Raw genomic sequence first — 19,517 nt, 5'->3', positions numbered from 1 at the left:
TCCTTTCACTTAGCTAGAAAAACTGTTAAGATAGAAGAGGCATATGTAAAAATATATATGTAATGTGTAATGGAGAAAGTGGTGAATAGCTTGGATAAGGATCAAAATGGGAAGGATCAGCTAGATCAAGATCCGCCATTAGAAGATGGAAAGACCCAGCCTTCTAAATATCTAAATATAAAAAAGTTCCATTTTGTCATGCTTCTTTTTCTAACGGTTATGACAACAGCAATTGTCTTAATTTTCGCATTATCATTCGGAGATGAAAAAGCTGTTACTGTAGTTACTCCTGAGCGAAATGAATTTAGTAAGCTTTACGAGGCATATGATACGATCAATGATAAATATTTCATGGAGATTGATCAAGAAGAACTAGTAAATGGTGCTATTAATGGCATGCTTGATGCTTTAGAAGATCCATATTCTGATTATATGAATCAAGAGGAAGCTGCTCAATTCCAAGAAAATATTTCTTCAAGTTTTCAAGGGATTGGAGCAGAAATCCAATCATTGGACGGCGTTATTTCGGTGGTGTCACCAATTAAAGGATCTCCAGCTGAAAAAGCGGGAATATTGCCGAATGATAAAATTCTTGCAGTTGATGATAAAAGCATCCAAGGAATGAGCGCCAATGAAGCTGTCTTGCTTATTCGAGGGGAAAAGGGTACGGACGTCAGCTTGACGATTCAACGTGCAGGAATGCAAGAAACAATGGATATCACCATTACTCGAGATGATATACCGATCGATACTGTTTATTATGAAATGGATGAAAATAAGGTCGCAACGATTCAGCTGACAAGCTTTTCCGAATCAACCTATGATGAGTTAACAGCTGCACTTGAAGATCTTGAGTCTCAAGACATGAAAGCAATAATCCTTGATTTAAGACAAAATCCTGGTGGATTGCTTCCTCAAGCAATTTCAATTGCCAATCTTTTTGTTCCTGAAGGGGAAACAATCCTACAAGTTGAGGAAAAGAGCGGTGAAAAACAAATGATGGCTGCACAAGCGGGAGAAAAAATTGATCTGCCGGTAACAGTCCTTATTGATGAAGGAAGTGCAAGTGCGTCTGAAATTGTTGCTGCTGCATTAAGCGAAACCGTAAGTATTCCATTGGTAGGACAAACATCGTTTGGAAAAGGGACAGTGCAAACAGCAGAAGAATTTTCAGACAGTTCAAATATGAAATTTACGACAGCTCGATGGTTAACACCAGACGGCAATTGGATTCATGAAGATGGAATAAAGCCTGATAAAGAAGTAGCCCTTCCAGCGTACGCATTTTTACCGATATTAAATGCAGAAGTGGAATTAAAGAAGTCCATGTTATCAGAGCAAGTAAAGGTAGCAGAGCAAATGTTGGAGGCACTCGGCTTTAATCCAGGTAATGTTGATGGTTTATTTGATGAAGAAACAGTTGCTGCAGTAGAATCCTTCCAGGAGCAAAATGATCTGGAGGTAACAGGGGTTATTAATGCCGAAACGGCTGCAACAATCATGTTTAAACTTAGAGAATTTTTGCAAGAGAATGATCCACAAGTAAAAGCAGCAACTGATCTTCTTCTTAATGGATTAGGAATAACGCCTGAAAATACAGAAGAAAAAGAAGATGCTGCATAGAAAAAGCTAGCGCAGAAAATGCGCTGGCTTTTTCCCTTTTATGCATTTTTATGTACGCTATTAATCATTGGTCCATGTGTAAGAGAGTTTTGCTAAATATATAGATACGATAAATGGAAAGAGGAGTGACACGAATTGAAACAATCAAACAAGATTGAAGTCTATATTTTATCAGGATTTTTAGGAAGCGGCAAAACAAGCTTGCTAAAACATATGGTTAAGATTCAAAAGGAATTCGGGAAGACCCCAGCGGTTTTAATGAATGAACTAGGTCAAGTATCTATTGATTCAAATGAAGTTGATAAAGATACTCCACTTGCTGAGTTATTGGATGGATGTATATGCTGCACCATACAGGATAAATTAGAATCTCAACTGCAGGGCTTGTTAATAAACGAGAAATTCGATGTTTTACTTGTTGAAACGACTGGAGCTGCACATCCTATTGAGGTTGTGGATGCCATTATGTCGCCATTATTTGCTGATCGATTTGAATTTAAGGGAATAATTACGGTCGTAGATGCTCATCAATGGATGACCAGGAAAGAGCTATCTCCACAGGTTTTACAGCTTTTAAGAGAACAAATTCGTTATGCGGGTCTGATCCTTTTAAATAAAGTGAATTTACTATCAGAAATGCAGCTTGCAACAGCATCGAGTGAGCTGCAGGGGATTAATTCAACTTCACAGATCATCATGACAAATCATTCATCAATTTCAGCAAATGCACTAACTCAAATATCAAAGGTAGAAAAGGCTGAGGATTACAGCCGTTTAAACGTTATTAAGCATTTGCGAATTCAGGCGATCGTGCACACATTTAATAAAGCAATTGACCAGGGCTTATTTGAGGACTGGATTAGAACGTTGCCAGAAACGGTATATCGCATGAAAGGATATATTCCTTTCTCCCATTCTAACTATCCTGTTTTATTCCAATATTCTTTTGGGATGCCGTTTTATTTACCTGAGGATATGAAATTGCCAACCAACTTAGTTGTAATTGGGGAAGGTCTTGACAAAAATGCCATTATCAAAGATCTGCGGAAATTAGAGGAATGTAAAAAAGGAGAAATCATTTAATGAATACAAACCTCAATCTTCTTGCGGCATACAAAAAAATGTGGAACGATCGAGCTTTAAGCCATTCAGGCTTATCTGATGTAGAAGCATTGAATCGAGCTATTAAAATCGAGCTCCTTGATGAACAAACGCATCCGCGAACACGAATGCATCCGGATAAAAAGTATTTAATAGGTATTGAACGCATTATCCATTCTCCATTAAACGAAAAAGAAAAAATAGCCTTAATCAATCTATATACTCAAATATACACTGAATTATAATGCAATCTTTTCTAAAGGATTGTAACACTCATGTAATGACAGTAATAAATTCCTCCCGTTAAAAAACCGTCAATACTTATTTTACGTCAATATTTCCGTGCAGATGAATTTGTTTCCAATAACTAAAGGTGAATCTCTATTTTGGAAAACAACGGAAAGTCCATTGGTAACAATGGTCTCCGTTGTTTTTTTGTTTTCTTTTTTCCCTCTTCTATTAGCAATCTATAAAAAAATAAAAAAACCCATATTGATCCACTAATATTACAAAAATCAGATGATAGGATGAGAGTGTCGAAAGCGACACAAAAAAGGAGGAAGAAAAAATGAAAGTATCAACAATCGTTATTTCTGGAGCATTAGCGGTATCGCTTATGTTAGCTCCTGCATCAACTCAAGCAGCTTCAGGAAATAATAATCTAGCAAACGTAAAACAAAATAATGTTCAAATAGAGTTGGCTTCTAAAATGAAGGTTCAACAACAAAATTGTTTTACCAATGGAAACATGAATTGGAATGAGAATGATATAAACGCTTTAATTAAACAGTTTGAGAAACAAAATGGAGATAAAACGGCAGCGTCTGCAGAGCAACAAGCGGCACCAAAAACGCAACAACAACCAGCTGCTCAGGTAAAACAGCCAGCAGCACCGGCTGCTGAGGCGAAAGCACCACAGCAATCACAAAAAGCAAATGCACCAACAGCGAATCAAACGGCTGATTCTAAAGCAGTATCAGCTTTCGAACAAAAGGTTGTAGAATTAACAAACGCTGAACGCACTAAAGCTGGTTTAGCACCATTAAAGCTTGATGTGGCATTAAGCAAGGTAGCAAAAGATAAATCACTGGATATGAAAGAAAAAAAATATTTTTCTCACACTAGCCCTACGTACGGATCACCATTTGATATGATGAAATCATATGGTATCAGCTACAAGAGTGCTGGGGAAAACATTGCAATGGGTCAACGTTCGCCTGAAGAAGTTGTAAAAGCTTGGATGAATAGTGAAGGCCATCGTAAAAATATTTTAAGTTCAACGTTCACGCATATTGGCGTAGGACATGTTGAATCAGGAAACTACTGGACTCAAATGTTTATCGGTAAATAAGAATTAAGAGCTGACCAATTTATACAGGTCAGCTCTTTTGCTATACTGCTTTTTTCTTGTGTAAAAGACTCGATAAAGTTGTTTCATTTCCATTCCTTAAACGCTGGAAATTTTCGATATGCTTCCATGAACTAATAGACCATAATATGATGGTTATCACAACTGGAATCCAGCCCATATCAAATAGAATTGTAGTTGCTGTAAAGGATGCATACATTACGGAAACACCGATAATTAAATAATCCGAGAAATAAGTTATAACAAATAAAAGTCCAATTGAAATGAGTGCGATGCGCCAATCGATTGCCAGCGTGACACCAGCAAGTGAAGCAGTTCCTTTTCCTCCCCTAAAACGCATTTGCATAGGAAAATTATGTCCGATGATAACGAAAAGAGCATTAACATATAACAATGCGAGCAAAATTGATATCGATACAGTAGATCCAACTAATAAATGAACAATGATCAATGAAATCGTTCCTTTAAATACATCAATAAATGCTACGATTAAGCCATATTTCCATCCTAGAACTATCGTAGCGTTTGAAGCTCCTGCATTTTTTACCCCTGTTTCTTTTAAATTTATCCTTTTAAAAGAACCAACAAGATGAGATCCATGAAGGCAGCCGATTCCGTATCCAATCAGTGCCACTATTAACCATGACATAAAACACCTCCTATATATCCATTATTTAGTTAATACTCGATTTATGCAATAGGTTTTTGCTTGTAATATCTAAAGATCTTTACTTATTTAAAATAATGGGATGAAGAAAAAGATGACTTGAATGACTCAGTAAAATAAATCAGAGGCTATTTGATTAGAATAAACCATGAATGAACACAAAAACTTCTCTTCACTCGATATCGAAAGTTGCATTTTGGGTCATTTCCTTCATACTAAAAGTATCATGTATTAATGGAGAGGATATGTGTGCCAAAAAAGACAGTTTTAATCACGGGCGGAGTGAAAGGGATTGGACGAATGGTTGCAAAAGAATTTGCAGCAAAAGGCTTTCAAATCGTATTAAATTACCGTTCGGATGAACAAGCTGCACATGAGCTTGTAAAAGAACTCCAGTTAATAACAAAAGAAAAAGTGACCGCAGTTCAAGGAGATATATCAAACGCTCATGATTGCACAAAGATGATTGATAAATTAATTTCATACGATGTTGACTCGATCGATGTTCTTATTCACAATGCCGGGCCCTATATTAAGGAACGAAAACGTATGTCTGATTATTCGATTGAAGAATGGAATTATATGATAAATGGAAATTTAAATTCGGTATTTTATATAAGTAAGTTGATCTTGCCAATGATGAGAAAAAAGGAATGGGGCCGGATCATTACGTATGGCTATGACCGGGTTGATACGGCACCAGGATGGATTTATCGATCAGCGTTTGCCGCAGCAAAGAGCGGTTTAGCTTCTTTAACCAAAACGCTTGCCTTGGAGGAGGCTCCTAATGGAATCACGGTTAATATGGTATGTCCAGGAGATATTGATGGTGACTGGAAAGAAAAGTCGATCATTGATGCCAAGCATGATTCCGATCGCAATAATCCAATAGGACGTCCAGGTACGGGAGAGGATATTGCAAGAGCAATTGCGTTCTTATGTGATGATTCATCTGATTTTATAACAGGTGCTGTTGTCCCTGTTACCGGTGGGATGGATGTACTTGGAAAAGTATATAGACGATTAAATTAAAAAGATCTCCTTCATTCTCAACGATAGAGAAATAGAAGGAGATCTTTATTTATCTTTGTACTGTTTTAATTTTAAGCTGTTTTTTCTGTAGTAGAATTAATCGAACTGATAAAGTAGCAGCACCTGCTGTTAATCCGGCAATTAAACCAACCCAATAACCGAAATATTCAAGTGCTGTGTAATTTGACAGCACCCATCCTGAAGGGAGACCAATAACCCAGTAGGATATTAAGGTCATAAGGAAGGTAATATTCACGTCTTTATATCCGCGTAGAGCTCCTTGAACGGGTGCTTGTATTGCATCTGACAGTGTAAAGAGTACGGCGAAGAATAAAAATTGAACGGCTAAATCAATGACAACCGGGTCATTTGCATAGATTGATGCCACTTGTTCACGTAAAAATAAGAGCGCAATCCCGAGTAGCACCGAAACGATGACAGCTGCACTTATACCCATCCAGCTGTATTGCATAGCATCTTTCATTCGTTTTCCTCCCACTTCAAATCCAACCACTATGGTTAATGCCATAGATATGCTGAGAGGAATCATATAAAGAAATGAGGAAAAGTTTATCGCTGCCTGGTGAGCGGCTACGATTTCAGTTGAAAAGGTACTCATAAAGATTGTTACTGCTGAGAAAATACTTGTTTCAAAGAAAATAGAGAAGCCAATCGGGATCCCTATGATTAGAATTTCTTTCCATTTCGATAAGGCGATTCCGTATAAACGATTGAAAAGATTATAGTCTTTAAATGGTTTTTTTGTATGAACAATATAAATTGAAATCAAAGCAATCAACCAATACGTTATAGCTGATGCGACTCCTGCACCGACTCCGCCAAGCGCGGGCAGCCCAAGTTTGCCGAAGATCAAAACATAATTAAACGCAACATTTATTGGCAATGACAATAACGTAATTAACATGGACACGCGAGTAAATCCAAGTGCATCAATAAATGAACGCAGTACATTGTACACAAATAACGGAACGATTCCCAGCGACAGCGCAATTAAATAATTCCTGGCTATTCTTCTTACTTCGTCTTCTATATTCATGGCATTTAATATCGGATCAAGGATAAAAAAACCTACGCACACGATGATAAGTGCCATTATAATTGCTACGTATACGCCTTGTATAACTGTAAATGGAACCTCTTTATTCTTTTTTGCTCCAATCAGCTGCGCTACGATGGGAGTAATCGATAAGAGAATACCAGTAAGTCCGGTAAAAACAGGAGCCCACAGGGATGAACCGATGGCCACACCGGCAAGGTCAGCGGTAGAATATTGACCAGACATTATTGTGTCAAAGAAATTCATTGAAAAAAGTCCGAGCTGTGTAATTAAAATAGGAATTAAAATGTACGTAAATTGTTTTGCTTTTTCTTGTAGGGAATTTGTTTGATACATATGTTAGCCTGCTCTCTGATGGTGGTAATGCCTATAGACTTTGGATAAAACACCATAATATTTTGATGAAAACAATAGAATTATATCATAGATTTTTACAGTAAATGCATTGGGTGCTTTGTTTATTTTGTTATTGGAGGAATAAGGAATGGAATGGGTCTGAAGATTGTTCTTGCTTTGGTATGCTGTAGGCGTAATTTTAATTGGGTTCGACATTTTACCACCTTTTTTAGAATGGGCAAACGCAGTATTTTGTACTTAGCAGGTACACTCGCGATCATATATGCCGTGAATATGTTAGGTAAATGGCCGGGCCTCATATTTTCTATCGCTATTATGGCATTCACCATGTGGACCGAATCTTTAGGAGTAAAATATGGATGAATATTTGGGGCGTACTACTATGAAAAAGATTTTGGCGTTCCGCTTAAGATTGGGTTTGCGTGGGTAATGGTCATCTATACAGCCATGGGAATCTTCCGTTCATGGCTTTCAGAGCCCATTCTCACTTGTCAAAGCGATTCTATATTGAAAAGGAACTGCCCTATTGGCTGTAACGATGGATTTAATTATTGATCCTGTGGCATTTGTTGCTAAGGAGTATTGGATTTAGGATGATTCAGGACCATACTACGGGATCCCCCAGTCAACGTTTTATCGGATGGTTTTCGGTTTCATTTGTTATCCAGATCATTCTTTACGGTTTTAGCTGTGAAAAAACCAATCGTTCATCATGCCATCTGGCGTAAAAGAATGACGTTGCTTTACAGTATGATGATTGGGATGTTTGCTGTTACCGCTCTTATGGCAGGATTGTATTTATCATTACTGATAACAGCATGCGGATTGTTTGCTACAGAAATTTTTTATCGGTAAGGGAAGAGAGGTTTTCAGGTTGATCGAACCTAAAAAGTCGCATAAGAAGGTATAATTTAAATGCTAGTTTATCTACGTGTAAGTCTCGTTTCTCTCTAGGAATCGAGGCTATTGTATTAACGAGGATAAATGGTGAAAATAGAATACAAATATGGCAAAATAGAAGAACCGTCTTATTTGCAAATATAATAGGCAAAGCCCTTATACTTGAGCATTGTAGAAAATTAACAAGAAAAATGATTTGCTGGATGTTGAAAATATTTTCGATTCCAATTCATGGGTGAAGGCTTTTGATTAGTTTTATTCTACAAATTTGGGAATTATCCAATTAAATTTCAAGGATTATAACTTTTTTGATTCTATGTAGGGAGTATCTGAGATGTCAGGTGTAACAGATAATAATAGGCTTAGATGGTAACGACTGAATAAAAACCATTAATTTGCATATATCTGATCAGTACGACATCTCATTTCATTTTAGGTAAATTTACATCTGACCTTTTTTTGACCACGTAAGTAAAATAGGGTAATATAATGCAGTGCTAACTTAGTCATAATTTCACTAAAAGTTGCATTATATTTAACGTATATATAACCAAGAATGATATGAGATTATTAATGGGAAAAGTCAAGTAATCTCTTGACGATTGGAGTAAACAAATGAACAAGCGTATATTATTTACAGGTGGAGGATCAGCCGGTCATGTATCAGTTAACGTGGCACTTATTCCTCAATTTAAACAATTAGGATGGAAAATCAGTTATATCGGTTCAAAAACTGGGATAGAAAAAGAAATGATTAATACAGCCTTTTCCAAAATACCATACCATGGAATTTCTAGTGGGAAGCTTAGACGGTATTTTTCCTTTAAAAATGTAACAGATCCTTTTCGGGTTGTAGCAGGTGTGTTGCAGGCATACCGAGTTATTCAAAAAGAAAGACCTGATATTATCTTTTCAAAGGGTGGCTTTGTTTCCGTCCCAGTTGTCATCGCAGCAAAATTTGCAAAAGTACCTGTTGTCATCCACGAATCAGATGTCACACCGGGACTTGCGAATAAATTGGCCGTGCCTTTTGCGACTAAAATATTTACAACTTTTCCTGAAACGCTTCAGCATGTACCGGAAGACCGTTCTACATGTGCGGGTGCCATCATCCGAAAAGAACTCTTTCAAGGAAGCCGTGAAAAAGGGGAGAAAATTACTGGATTGAATGCAAGTAAGCCGGTTCTTTTAATTATGGGAGGGAGCCTAGGCGCTCATAAAATCAATGAAGTTGTTCGGGATTCCTTGGATCAGCTTTTAGAGCAATTTTCAGTTGTGCACTTATGCGGTAGAGGGAACCTAGTCGACTCAAATAAAGTTGGTTATGTTCAATTTGAGTTTGTCACAGATGAGCTTCCACATCTTCTTGCCATGACGGATTTAGTCATTTCAAGAGCTGGTTCAAATTCGATCTTTGAATTCCTAGCCTTGAAAAAACCAATGCTTTTGATTCCATTACCGCTTGAATCAAGCAGGGGAGACCAAATCTTAAATGCTCGATCTTTTGTTCAGCAAGGATTTGCACTGAAGCTTGAAGAAAAAGAGTTAACGGCAGAATGTTTGATTACAACAATAAGGCAGCTGCGTGATCAACAGTGGGATATGGTTGAAAAAATGGAGAATGCTCCGGTATCATATACTATTGAACAAATGGCTCAGGAAGTTTCGAAGCTTGCTTTAGTAAAATAAAGAGTGAATCGTATAAAATAAAAATCCTCATAGTGCATCTATGAGGATTTTTATTTTAATATTAAGCTTCAAGCGCTTCATGAATGTCTTCAGCATGATGACGTTTGAGATAAAGCGTGTAAAGATCTTTTGAAATTTCAAATAAATTATATATATCTCCAGTTTTGTTTAGCTGATCATATATGTGTTTTTTCGTTTCGTTTGCGTTTACTACATATGGAAGCTTTTCAGCTGCTTTTTGAGAGCGGATGTTTTCCTTCCGGATCCGCATATAAATGGTTTCAATCTCTAGTTCATAAAAAAGCTCCTGGAAAAATGCCTCTTTAGCTAATTGATTATAGCCTTTACCGTGATACGGTTTTCCGATCCAGGTGCCTAAAAATCCAGCTCCATCCTTAATGTCAAATAAGTTGATGGTACCGATCGGATTTCCCCACTCATCGGTAATGGTCCGAGAGATCAATTCACCGCGTTCTTCCGCTTCCAGGGTTTGTCTTGTTACAAATATGAGCTCTTCGGCAGAATATGCTTTTTGACGAACAAAAGGAAAGACATCTGGGTGCGTCATTAAGTCGAAAAGAATATGGCTTTCAGTAATTTCTCGTTTCTTGATCATGGTTTTCCCTCCATAAAAGGGCAGTATCCTAGTAGGATTCGATACTACCCTCGAAATTTTTCATAGCGTTCATAAAAAATTTCGGGGTGGGAATCGAACCCACTAGAACCAGTCAAGAAACTGGTGGCGCACCATTTGCCTTCCCTCCATTAAAGACCGTCACAGCAGTCCCATGGCATCATAGTATTAAAACTATAGCTAGTTTGTTCTACACAGTTGCTAAGTAATCATACAAAAAAAAATATGATTTGAAAATAGTTTTTTGAACTATTTTTTGTATGAAATGTGTAAAATTTATTACTGAATTTTGTAGACGATTTTTCCACTGATCATGGTGAAAATGGGTTTTGCCATAAAGTGAAGTGGGTGTTCGTTCCAAAGGACTAAATCCGCTTCTTTTCCTACCTCAATACTCCCGATTTTGTCATCTATCCCTAAGTTTCTTGCTGGAGCTATCGTTATACCTTCGAGTGCATTTTCAACAGGTAAGCCTTCACGAACAGCGATAGCCGCGCATACGTTTAAATACTGTATTGGCGTATAAGGATGATCAGTTGTAATTGAAACATCAATCCCTCTTTTCGATAGTTCCTGGTACGTCTTCCATGATTTATTTTTTAGCTCCACCTTGGATTTTCGAGTTAAAGTAGGTCCGATGCTTACTTTTAAATTTCTGTTTTGAAGCTCATCCGCGATAAGATGACCTTCTGTACAATGTTCAATCCTTAAATCGAGATCAAATTCCTCTGCAAAGCGAACGGCAGACATAATATCATCGGCACGATGAGCGTGTATTCGGACGGGGATTTCTTTGTTTAAGGCTTTAATGATAGGTACGACACGCAAATCCTCTAGTTGATCGCAATAGGATGCCCGGTAAAATGCTTCACGGAGCATTCCCATAATACCCATTCTGGTAATGGAATCGTTATTACCATTGGAATGGATTCTTTTAGGATTTTCACCTAAAGCGATTTTTAATCCGGATGCTTCCTTTACAATCATGGATGGAATGGTTTTCCCATACGTTTTTATAACCGTGCTTACACCGCCAATTACATTTCCGCTGCCCGGTAAAACATTGACCGTTGTTATCCCGTGAGCACGTGCATTTAAAAAACCTTCATCTAAAGGATATACACCGTCAATTGCTCGGATATGAGGGGTGGCAGGTTCAATGGATTCATTAGCATCATTTCCAGCCCACCCTGTTCCTTCATCATATAATCCAAGGTGTGTATGCACATCAATCATGCCAGGAAATAAGTGCATACCCTTGCAATCAATCACTTCTGTAGATAACGAAGGTTTTTTAATTGAAGGTGCCATCTCTTTGATCAGCCCATTTTGAATAAGAATATCCCCTTGCTTTATCATTGGAGAAGTGATTGGGTAGACAATGGAATTTTTTAATAAGAGTGTAGTCATTCTTTCACCTGTTTTCAAGAAGTAATAGCTGTTTGTTTTATATATTCTATTTTATGCACTTGTCTTAGAAAAGAGTAAAAAATAACGAACGAAATTTTCTTCTTATACGTCCTATAAAAAGGGAGGGATTTAAAATGGAGCAGCAGTTACAACAACTTAACGAAATCGATTGGGTAATAATTTTTCCTATATAATTATTACAAGCACATCTTCAAAAGCACCCAATGTTGCTGTATTTATTTCTATAGGCTTAGTCCTTATTTTTTTGATGCTTTCGACTCTCTTTTCTTCACCGATAAAATGGCTGCCCTCATCACTTACTTCACTTTCGAACGAGGTGATCTTAACTCAATCGATTCTATGGGGCTTGGATGTTCAAATTGCCGTATTCCGTATGAAATGTGCGTGAATAAGACGCATTGCCTGAGTTAAAACCGATGCGGTCATATTTTTCATCGTCTAGAAATTCTGTTCGTTCTGTTTCCAGCAGCGTATTCACAGGTATTTTTAAATGCGCACGAACAACTTCTGTAATATCTTGTTTGTGGGCTAGAGTTTGGACATTTTCTGTTGTAAACTGATTCATAGGGAAGACCTCTTTTCTAGGATTGGTTGTGGTGACTTAATTCTAGCAAGAAAAGATCTTCCTTTTTCTATGTCTTTAGTTATTTACACAAAATATTTTATACTCTTTATGTTTCCTTAGACCTATATTAGGGAATATAATAGAATGTACATATTTGTATTTGAAAGGGATAGAGGCGTATGATCATGAAAAACGAGAATGATCCTCCAATGCTTAAATCGTATCGTGACTTTAACGATGCAGCAGAGAATGTATTAAAGCTAATGAGCCAATTCATACACATTAATACACTGTTTATTGCAAAAAATGATTTGCAAACAAATACGATTGTTAAAGTATATAATCAGGATCAGGTATTATTAAAGGAAGGATCTCAGCTGCCTTTTAAGGAAACCTTCTGCCGTTTAAGTGTTGATCAAGGAAGAGAAATTCTCGTTATTCCGGACATCACTGAGTATGAGCTAACAAGCGGAATGAAGGTTACGGAGAATCTTGGTGGAGGTTCCTTTATAGGGATCCCTATCTACTATGAAAATGGAAAGAATTACGGAACAATCTGTGGGCTTGATAATAAACCATTTGAATTTACAGAGAAGCATATTGAGTTATTTACAACGATTTCATCTCTATTAACTTTTGTTCTGGAGCTTGAGCAAGCAAATAATCAAATTCAAAATCTTTCTGCTCCAATTGTACCGATTACCAAGGGGATAGCGATACTTCCAATTATTGGAGATATTACACAGGAACGATATGAAATTATTACAAAAATGGCATTAATGAGCAGTGAAAGAATGGATTTAAGTTATTTAGTTATCGATTTATCTGGCATATTAAGAATTAACGACAGGATCGGCTCCTTCATTGAAAATATTGTTAACATGCTTCAGCTCATTGGGACCACGCCAGTTTTGACCGGTATAAGACCCGATCTTGCGATGAAAGTTACTGAGATGAGTGTGAAGAGCTTCAATGATTTAATCATTGAGTCGACGTTGGAAAGAGCACTAAAACGTATCGGGCTGTATTTTACGGAGCAAGAAGTGACAGTAATAAACTAATTAGAGAAAGTCTCTTGGCGGCCGCTTGTTGCGTGTCGCTTTTTTGATCTAAAAAATATGCGTGCTTGTTTCAAAAATGATTGTCATAAAAAATTGCGTGACAGAAAGGTATGGAAAAAGCAAATTGATAAGCCTCATACCATGTATATTATGGTAGGGGGCTTATTTATTTTTTGTTTAAATCTCTATGGGACAATCGCTATTTATCAAATAATGCGACTAACCCTTTAAAAATCAAAACGAGTGAGAATAAGACAACAGCTGACATGCCGATAAATGTAAGAATTGGATCTAGAGGTCCAAGGTATGATTCTAAAGGTACGTTTAATAGTGCAAATCCAGCTAAAATACTTGCTAGGTACAAAAATGCTACACCCATTAAATTCCCTCCTTTCTAATTTAGTATATGTACGTATTAATAAACTGGTTGTGATAAATGTGTAATAGACAACGCTTTATTAATGGGAAAGTAAATAAAATAAGAAACTTCCTTCAAATTATTGGAGCCAAGGTGAATTAGAAAGAGTCGCATAATGGATTACTTTTAGGGTAATAGAATTGGTATAAGAAATATTAATATTCTTTGTTTTTATTTGTTGAAGAAAAAACAAAAATTAAAATATTGGAGTGGATAGGATGACGGAAAAAATCTATGGGAATACACCATGCTTTTTAGGAGCGGTTAATGCATCAGATGGGAGCGGTATCGAGGAATCAGACGTAATTGTTTATGGGGTTCCGTGGGAAGGTGCTGTAACTTGGGGTGATTATACGGGCTGTGAACTTGGTCCGAAGGTAATGAGGTTATCATCAGCTAGATATAGTGGATATTTACCAGAACTGAATCATATCGATGTGTTTGAACACTTGAAAATGGGTGATGCAGGAGATGTAGAAGTGATTCCGGCAGATGTAGTAAAAACGATGGAGCGAATCAAAGAATTTTCGATGAGAATTTGGAATTCAGGTAAATTTTCAGTGGCCCTTGGGGGAGATCATGGAATTACCTATCCAATTGTTAAGGGATTGACGGAATCAGAGGAGTTTAAAGGAAAAAAGCTTGGTATTATTCATTTGGATGCCCATTATGATAACATGCCAACACATAATGGTGATATGTATGCAAGATCTACTCCTTTTGCCAGACTATATGAATTAGAAGGGGTAAGGAATGAAAATATTATTCATACCGGGATTCATGGCCCTCGCAACAAACCAGAAAGTGGAAAATACGCGAATGAAGCTGGTGCTCAAACCATTACAATCAATGATATTAGAAAATCAAAGGATTTACTCCAAATAGCGGATGAAATCTATCATCAAGCAAGTGATGGTGCGGACGCAGTTTATTTAACGATTTGCAGTGACGTTCTTGACTACGCATTTAATCCAGGCGGTCCTGTGGATGGAAATGGTCTAAACACTTTCGAATTATTAACGCTTATTCACGAATTCTCTAAAAAAGGGGTTGTAGGAATGGATTTTGTTGAAGTATACCCTCAGCAGGATACAAATGATTTTTCATCTCATATTGCTTCCACCATTGTCCTATATGTATTAGCTGGATTGGTAGAAAACCAACAAAAAAACTCAGAACCCACTAACTAATAATCGCTTTACGAAAGTATAGAATGGAAGATCTATTAAAGGAAACAGTTAACTTATATTGTGTACAAAAAACGCATCAAACCATGAAATGGTTTGATGCGTTTTTATTTATTTTCTATTATTCTCGCAGCTAAATGAAAAAAGACTCAACGATCTGAATATCTGAAGTTGAAGGAACGAATGGTCTTACAATAAGATAAAAACCATCATTACTGCTTGAACGTTCTTAAAAAAAAAGTCATAATAGATAGAATAATACATCTTTATTGATAAAATATGTAGATGTTTTAATAATCATGACTGAAAAGCGCATTTTATGGGGAAAACTTTATACATGGTATTGAAATAAATGGTTAACGGAGTGTCAAATAAATTTTTTAGTAATAGACTATATTGGATCAATCATATTCTGGAGGTGCGAAAAATGACAATCAAATTCTCAGAGTTGGAAGATAAAGACCTTGTTGTACACGATGGAGAAATTATTTGTGCAAAGATAGCAAGAGAGAGAATAATGCAGGGAATCCAAGCTCCAATGTACACATTGACACGCGAATATATTCAATTAGTAGTACTGTCTTCGACTAATATAGATAAAACCAGCCCAATGAATAATGGATTATTCATTGAAATTGACATTGAAAACGAAATCAGTGCGTAATTGCTTGGGGGGAGATTAGTAAAGGGGGTCTTAGTGACTGAGAGGATCGTCTTCATAGGGAGATAATGATTATAGAAGAATTTGCTAATCTCACCCGTATCAATGGAAAACTAGGAAAAACAGCCTTATACTTTATTCATTGTAATCCCAAAGTATTTTCCATTCATCCTCTTCCAACGAAACGTATACATATTGAATAAAGTCAAAACGACCGTATTTACCAATATAGCTTTGTGTGACGATAATTTCGTATACAAATATCGACTCAGTATCAATATCCATTTTCCAATCTTCAATTTCTTCAGGCTCGCTTAATGTATACGTATACGTATTTACACCAAAATGATTCATAAAGACATGAGCCCGATCTTGAATATATCCGGCTTTTGGAAATCGATTCTTCATTTCAGAATGAAACAATTCCCAGGATGTTGAGAAGTCAGCTTCTTGTTCCAGTCTGTAAAATAAATCGACTGTTTCCAAAGCTTCTTCTGCGTCAGAGGGCAGTAATATAAAAAGAATCAATATAGTCATTAATATAATTAATAAGAGGAGAAGATATTTTTTTAAAGGATGCTTTATACGCATAGTAAAAACTCCTTTATGCTTTTAACTCTTCCTATGTTATTGTATTCGTTACATTGGGAAATTATTATTCCTAAAAAGCTAAAGACAAGCATTTCGTTATGATCGGAAAGAATAAAAAAATGTCCGAATAATTGTAAGCTGCGAAAGCCATTTTTTACGAGATCAATGAACGATTCAGGTTAATGTCAATGATGATCATTTGGGAGGCAACATGAGAACTATTTTATTTTCAAATGGTGACACGGTTACAGTTAAATGCTTAAGCTGTCCGTTGACAAGCGGGATCATTCAATCCAACGGAGGGGTTATTACCGAAACAGAATACTTTCATGCCCACCAGGATGCTGCCTATCCAATAGAAGGTTTAATTATTTTGGCTTCGAAACGTCACATCAAATCTATGGATGAATTAAGTGATATAGAGAAAGTTGACTATATTAATTAAATAACAAAAATCAGAAAAACACAGAGAGAAATATAAAGATACTTCCTATAATTTTCATACATGGATAGTCCCACGCTATGACTGAACGTCCCACTTTGGACGTTCAATAGAGTATGTTAGGCCAATGCGACTTCATGCAAAAATGAAATGAATACAGAAAATGAAGGTATTAGACAGTATTAATGCTTTAAAAAGTGAACTAAATAGTCATTTTGCGTATTTGAATCAATTTATATGTGTTTAATTTATGAGAATATAATATAAGTAAATACCATTCAATCAATTAATAAAAACACTATTCTAAATAAAGAATGGTGTTCTTTTATTCAATTAATATATGTTAGGAGGGCGCCTATCAAGCTACTATTGCCAAAGGCATTGAAATAAAAAATATGAAAACGTTCTTTTTAATCAATTAATTAGAGGATAAGGTAAATTATTACAAAGGATAAGAAGCAGTATTCTTAAATAGCGCTATTAGGTGAGGTGAATTAACTAACTTAGAAAGAAGAATTAATACTACAAAGTAGCAACTCCGAAACAGAAAACAATTATAGATTAAAGTAAATAAAACAATTTAAGATAAATGAAATACCACTATTTTATAAGAAAGCCTATAAACTCAGTTATTTCACTTTCTGCACCTCGTTTTTGTAACCACTTCTAAACGATCAACCTAAAGGTCACTATGAGGATTTTATGCTTAAAAAACGACCGAGAACATCTTCCAAAATCTGATGAAATTTCGAGATATATGACCATATTACGCACTGAATGAAGTTTGATAATGACAAAGTTGCGGTATAAGGGAAATATGGAGGCGGTAAAATGATAGATGAATTAATAAGAAAAAAAGATGATTTCCTTAGTGAAAAAGGATATGAACCGAACATATTAAAAATTAACCCTGAGCATCTTGAAGAATTGAAAAATGATAAAGATACAATAAATCATTACAAAGTGCATGCTGAATACGATGAGTTGTCGGAAGAGGCTACACAAAGGGTGTTTATTTTAGGTGTTCTAATCAACTTATCTGACGTAGAAGATCCGACGTTCGAATAGATTCCGGACTTTCAAATGGATTTAAATGTAATATTTCTTTTAAATTTATAGGCAGGTTCGACGAGTAGTAAAACTTCCTCGTTGCTCAGGCTTATTCGTGAAGCCTGAGTATAAAGCTTGGGCTTTTTATCATACGATTATTAGATGAAATCAATAATTGAACATAGGAAAAATACTGCCCAAGGTGTATTTGGGCGATTATGGAGCACACGATAAGTTAGCAATAAATATTATGGAGGTCATTTTTTAGGTTGAGGTAGCGTCAAACTATTTTGAAAAGCAAAAAAGAAAAAATAGTATTGATCGCATAGAAACAAATAAGTAATGGTAATTTTCTGATGCTGGGTGCTATATTTTAGTCCTCTATTACAATAAGATGAGCGTATGGTGAGTATATTAAAAAATAAGTATATTTAGAGGGTGATTATGGTTTAAAGCAGCAAAAAAATTTTAAGATATTTTTTTATTATAGCCGGAGTTGCTGCCTTGCGTTTTAAATTATTTTTATGCTGCTATCTAACGTGTGGAAATTATGTGCGAACTAAAACTTTATAAACTAGTTGCGAACAAATTGCTTATGTAGTTTGAAGAGATTATGAGTCACCTACAAATGATATAGAGAACCTCCCCCTATGAGACAGTGATGACGGTTGTGAAAATAAGGGAGGGAATATTTTTTATGCCGACAAAGGTATTTAACAAGAGCTATTAGTCATAAAAAAGCTAATTTCTTTTACATCTGTTATTATTAAAATTGAGGAATTTTTATAATTTCATTTGACGTGAGATTTTGATATTAAACAGAAGTTATAAATTAAAAGCGGGGTTGAAAGATGGAGAAAATATGTGGATCATGTTCAAAAGATAAAGAGATGACATTGGAGGAGCGGCTTAAGTTGGCACAATCTCGATTGCCTAATATGATTTACAAATGTCCAGTTTGCAATTTGGAACATTCATTCCATGCTAATGTAATAGAAAAAGTGGAAGCTTCTATAGAACAAACAAGCATAAACTCACAGAAAAAAACTGAAACATTACATGAAAAACTCTCCTTATTCGATTTTTGAACCTCATTACTTCTAATCAGGGTAAAAGTATGTCGAGATTCTACAGCACATTTTCTATATAATTTATCGTTCAGTAAAGTACCAATTTTTCAAAGGCTATATATTGCAGTGTATTTGTAAGAAGGGAGAATTTACTTTCGCTAAATTCTGATCTAGAGATGAGTAGTGCAAAATAATTGTTCATCCAGTTGTTCAGCAGCTTCTTGTGCCTTCTCGTGTTCTGGATTTGGATAGAGTAACGCTCTTGAGGTGCAATTATAGTCAGGTTTGGTCATTCAAGTTATTGAGAGGAGTTAACAGAGAAAGTGATGTTGTTAATATGTTTTATAATATTTTCATAAAATAGTTGCAATCTATTGTTTAGCATGTTATATTGAATACCTTGCTCCTGAAGAACAATTGAAAATAGTAAAACAACAGAGAAAAATAATTAAATGTTGTTGACATAATATTCGAAAGAATGTTATACTTATATAGTTAATTGAGAGAGTGACACGCAAGAAACACCTTGAACCTTGAAAACTAAACAACCTAAAACGTCAACGTTAATTCTTGATTTAAGTAACATTTAAG

The 19,517-nt window shown here is 35.8% G+C and carries 18 protein-coding genes and 1 pseudogene; 12 read left to right on the top strand and 7 right to left on the bottom strand.

The features are described 5' to 3' along the window. The first annotated feature begins 69 nt into the window (after positions 1-69). From KP78_RS14250 to KP78_RS14235, 4 genes are all read left to right on the top strand, one after another. Complete coding sequence (locus KP78_RS14250) at positions 70-1,623, top strand: lmo1851 family serine protease (RefSeq protein ID WP_200889235.1); 1,554 nt, start codon at positions 70-72, stop codon at positions 1,621-1,623. Between the two features lie 135 nt (positions 1,624-1,758). Further along, positions 1,759-2,706 carry a CobW family GTP-binding protein gene (locus tag KP78_RS14245; RefSeq protein ID WP_041090035.1) on the top strand — a complete coding sequence of 316 codons (948 nt, stop codon included), beginning with the start codon at positions 1,759-1,761 and terminating at the stop codon, positions 2,704-2,706. Beyond that, positions 2,706-2,969 carry a hypothetical protein gene (locus KP78_RS14240; RefSeq protein WP_041090034.1) on the top strand — a complete coding sequence of 88 codons (264 nt, stop codon included), beginning with the start codon at positions 2,706-2,708 and terminating at the stop codon, positions 2,967-2,969. Before KP78_RS14245 ends, KP78_RS14240 begins: the two co-directional genes overlap by 1 nt. A gap of 323 nt (positions 2,970-3,292) precedes the next feature. Continuing rightward, on the top strand, positions 3,293-4,075 hold the full coding sequence (locus KP78_RS14235) for a CAP domain-containing protein (RefSeq protein ID WP_041090033.1): 783 nt from the start codon (positions 3,293-3,295) through the stop codon (positions 4,073-4,075). 40 nt (positions 4,076-4,115) lie between these two features. Here KP78_RS14235 and KP78_RS14230 read toward each other — a convergent pair whose 3' ends face one another. Further along, a complete protein-coding gene (locus tag KP78_RS14230; RefSeq protein ID WP_041090032.1) occupies positions 4,116-4,742 on the bottom strand; it encodes a glycerol-3-phosphate acyltransferase in 627 nt (208 codons plus the stop codon). A 267-nt stretch (positions 4,743-5,009) separates the two neighbouring features. Here KP78_RS14230 and KP78_RS14225 point away from each other — a divergent pair, with 267 nt between their 5' ends. Next, complete coding sequence (locus tag KP78_RS14225) at positions 5,010-5,792, top strand: SDR family oxidoreductase (RefSeq protein WP_106388578.1); 783 nt, start codon at positions 5,010-5,012, stop codon at positions 5,790-5,792. A 49-nt stretch (positions 5,793-5,841) separates the two neighbouring features. Here KP78_RS14225 and KP78_RS14220 read toward each other — a convergent pair whose 3' ends face one another. Then, positions 5,842-7,206, bottom strand: a complete 1,365-nt coding sequence (locus KP78_RS14220; RefSeq protein ID WP_041090030.1) for an MATE family efflux transporter — start codon at positions 7,204-7,206, stop codon at positions 5,842-5,844. A gap of 711 nt (positions 7,207-7,917) precedes the next feature. On the opposite strand from KP78_RS14220, the gene KP78_RS19785 reads away from it, so the two are divergent. Together KP78_RS19785 and KP78_RS14210 are read left to right on the top strand one after the other, a co-directional pair. After that, positions 7,918-8,082 (top strand): hypothetical protein, encoded by a 165-nt coding sequence (locus tag KP78_RS19785; RefSeq protein WP_157841509.1) that lies wholly within the window; start codon positions 7,918-7,920, stop codon positions 8,080-8,082. A gap of 660 nt (positions 8,083-8,742) precedes the next feature. After that, positions 8,743-9,816, top strand: coding sequence for an undecaprenyldiphospho-muramoylpentapeptide beta-N-acetylglucosaminyltransferase (locus tag KP78_RS14210; protein ID WP_041090028.1), 1,074 nt, complete (start codon positions 8,743-8,745; stop codon positions 9,814-9,816). A 61-nt stretch (positions 9,817-9,877) separates the two neighbouring features. Here the strand turns inward: KP78_RS14210 and KP78_RS14205 are convergent, their stop codons facing one another. From KP78_RS14205 to KP78_RS14195, 3 genes and pseudogenes are all read right to left on the bottom strand, one after another. After that, the gene (locus KP78_RS14205; RefSeq protein ID WP_041090027.1) at positions 9,878-10,432 is read right to left on the bottom strand and encodes a GNAT family N-acetyltransferase; all 555 of its coding nucleotides are present in this window, start codon (positions 10,430-10,432) and stop codon (positions 9,878-9,880) included. A 297-nt stretch (positions 10,433-10,729) separates the two neighbouring features. Then, on the bottom strand, positions 10,730-11,860 hold the full coding sequence (locus KP78_RS14200; RefSeq protein ID WP_041090026.1) for an amidohydrolase: 1,131 nt from the start codon (positions 11,858-11,860) through the stop codon (positions 10,730-10,732). Between the two features lie 361 nt (positions 11,861-12,221). Further along, positions 12,222-12,446: pseudogene (locus KP78_RS14195) on the bottom strand (transposase); the annotation flags it as partial. A gap of 185 nt (positions 12,447-12,631) precedes the next feature. Between KP78_RS14195 and KP78_RS14190 the strand changes: the two are divergent. Next, positions 12,632-13,507 (top strand): GAF domain-containing protein, encoded by an 876-nt coding sequence (locus KP78_RS14190; protein WP_041090025.1) that lies wholly within the window; start codon positions 12,632-12,634, stop codon positions 13,505-13,507. Positions 13,508-13,706: 199 nt separating this feature from the next. On the opposite strand, the gene KP78_RS14185 is transcribed toward KP78_RS14190, so the two are convergent. Continuing rightward, on the bottom strand, positions 13,707-13,886 hold the full coding sequence (locus KP78_RS14185; RefSeq protein WP_041090024.1) for a hypothetical protein: 180 nt from the start codon (positions 13,884-13,886) through the stop codon (positions 13,707-13,709). Between the two features lie 257 nt (positions 13,887-14,143). On the opposite strand from KP78_RS14185, the gene KP78_RS14180 reads away from it, so the two are divergent. Together KP78_RS14180 and KP78_RS14175 are read left to right on the top strand one after the other, a co-directional pair. Next, positions 14,144-15,115 (top strand): agmatinase family protein, encoded by a 972-nt coding sequence (locus KP78_RS14180; RefSeq protein WP_041090023.1) that lies wholly within the window; start codon positions 14,144-14,146, stop codon positions 15,113-15,115. 424 nt (positions 15,116-15,539) lie between these two features. Further along, positions 15,540-15,776 (top strand): hypothetical protein, encoded by a 237-nt coding sequence (locus tag KP78_RS14175; RefSeq protein ID WP_041090022.1) that lies wholly within the window; start codon positions 15,540-15,542, stop codon positions 15,774-15,776. Between the two features lie 132 nt (positions 15,777-15,908). On the opposite strand, the gene KP78_RS14170 is transcribed toward KP78_RS14175, so the two are convergent. After that, positions 15,909-16,310: a hypothetical protein gene (locus tag KP78_RS14170; protein WP_235420950.1), complete on the bottom strand. Its 402-nt coding sequence runs from the start codon at positions 16,308-16,310 to the stop codon at positions 15,909-15,911. Between the two features lie 265 nt (positions 16,311-16,575). Between KP78_RS14170 and KP78_RS19380 the strand changes: the two genes are divergently transcribed. Then, a complete protein-coding gene (locus tag KP78_RS19380; protein WP_084220091.1) occupies positions 16,576-16,809 on the top strand; it encodes an HIT family protein in 234 nt (77 codons plus the stop codon). Positions 16,810-17,637: 828 nt separating this feature from the next. Then, positions 17,638-17,874 (top strand): hypothetical protein, encoded by a 237-nt coding sequence (locus tag KP78_RS14160; RefSeq protein WP_041090020.1) that lies wholly within the window; start codon positions 17,638-17,640, stop codon positions 17,872-17,874. Positions 17,875-19,517 lie beyond the last annotated feature (1,643 nt).

The sequence above is a fragment of the Jeotgalibacillus soli genome (genome assembly GCF_000829435.1).
GTDB classification, from domain to species: Bacteria; Bacillota; Bacilli; order Bacillales; family Jeotgalibacillaceae; genus Jeotgalibacillus; species Jeotgalibacillus soli.
This window is presented reverse-complemented; position numbering and strand designations above follow the sequence as displayed.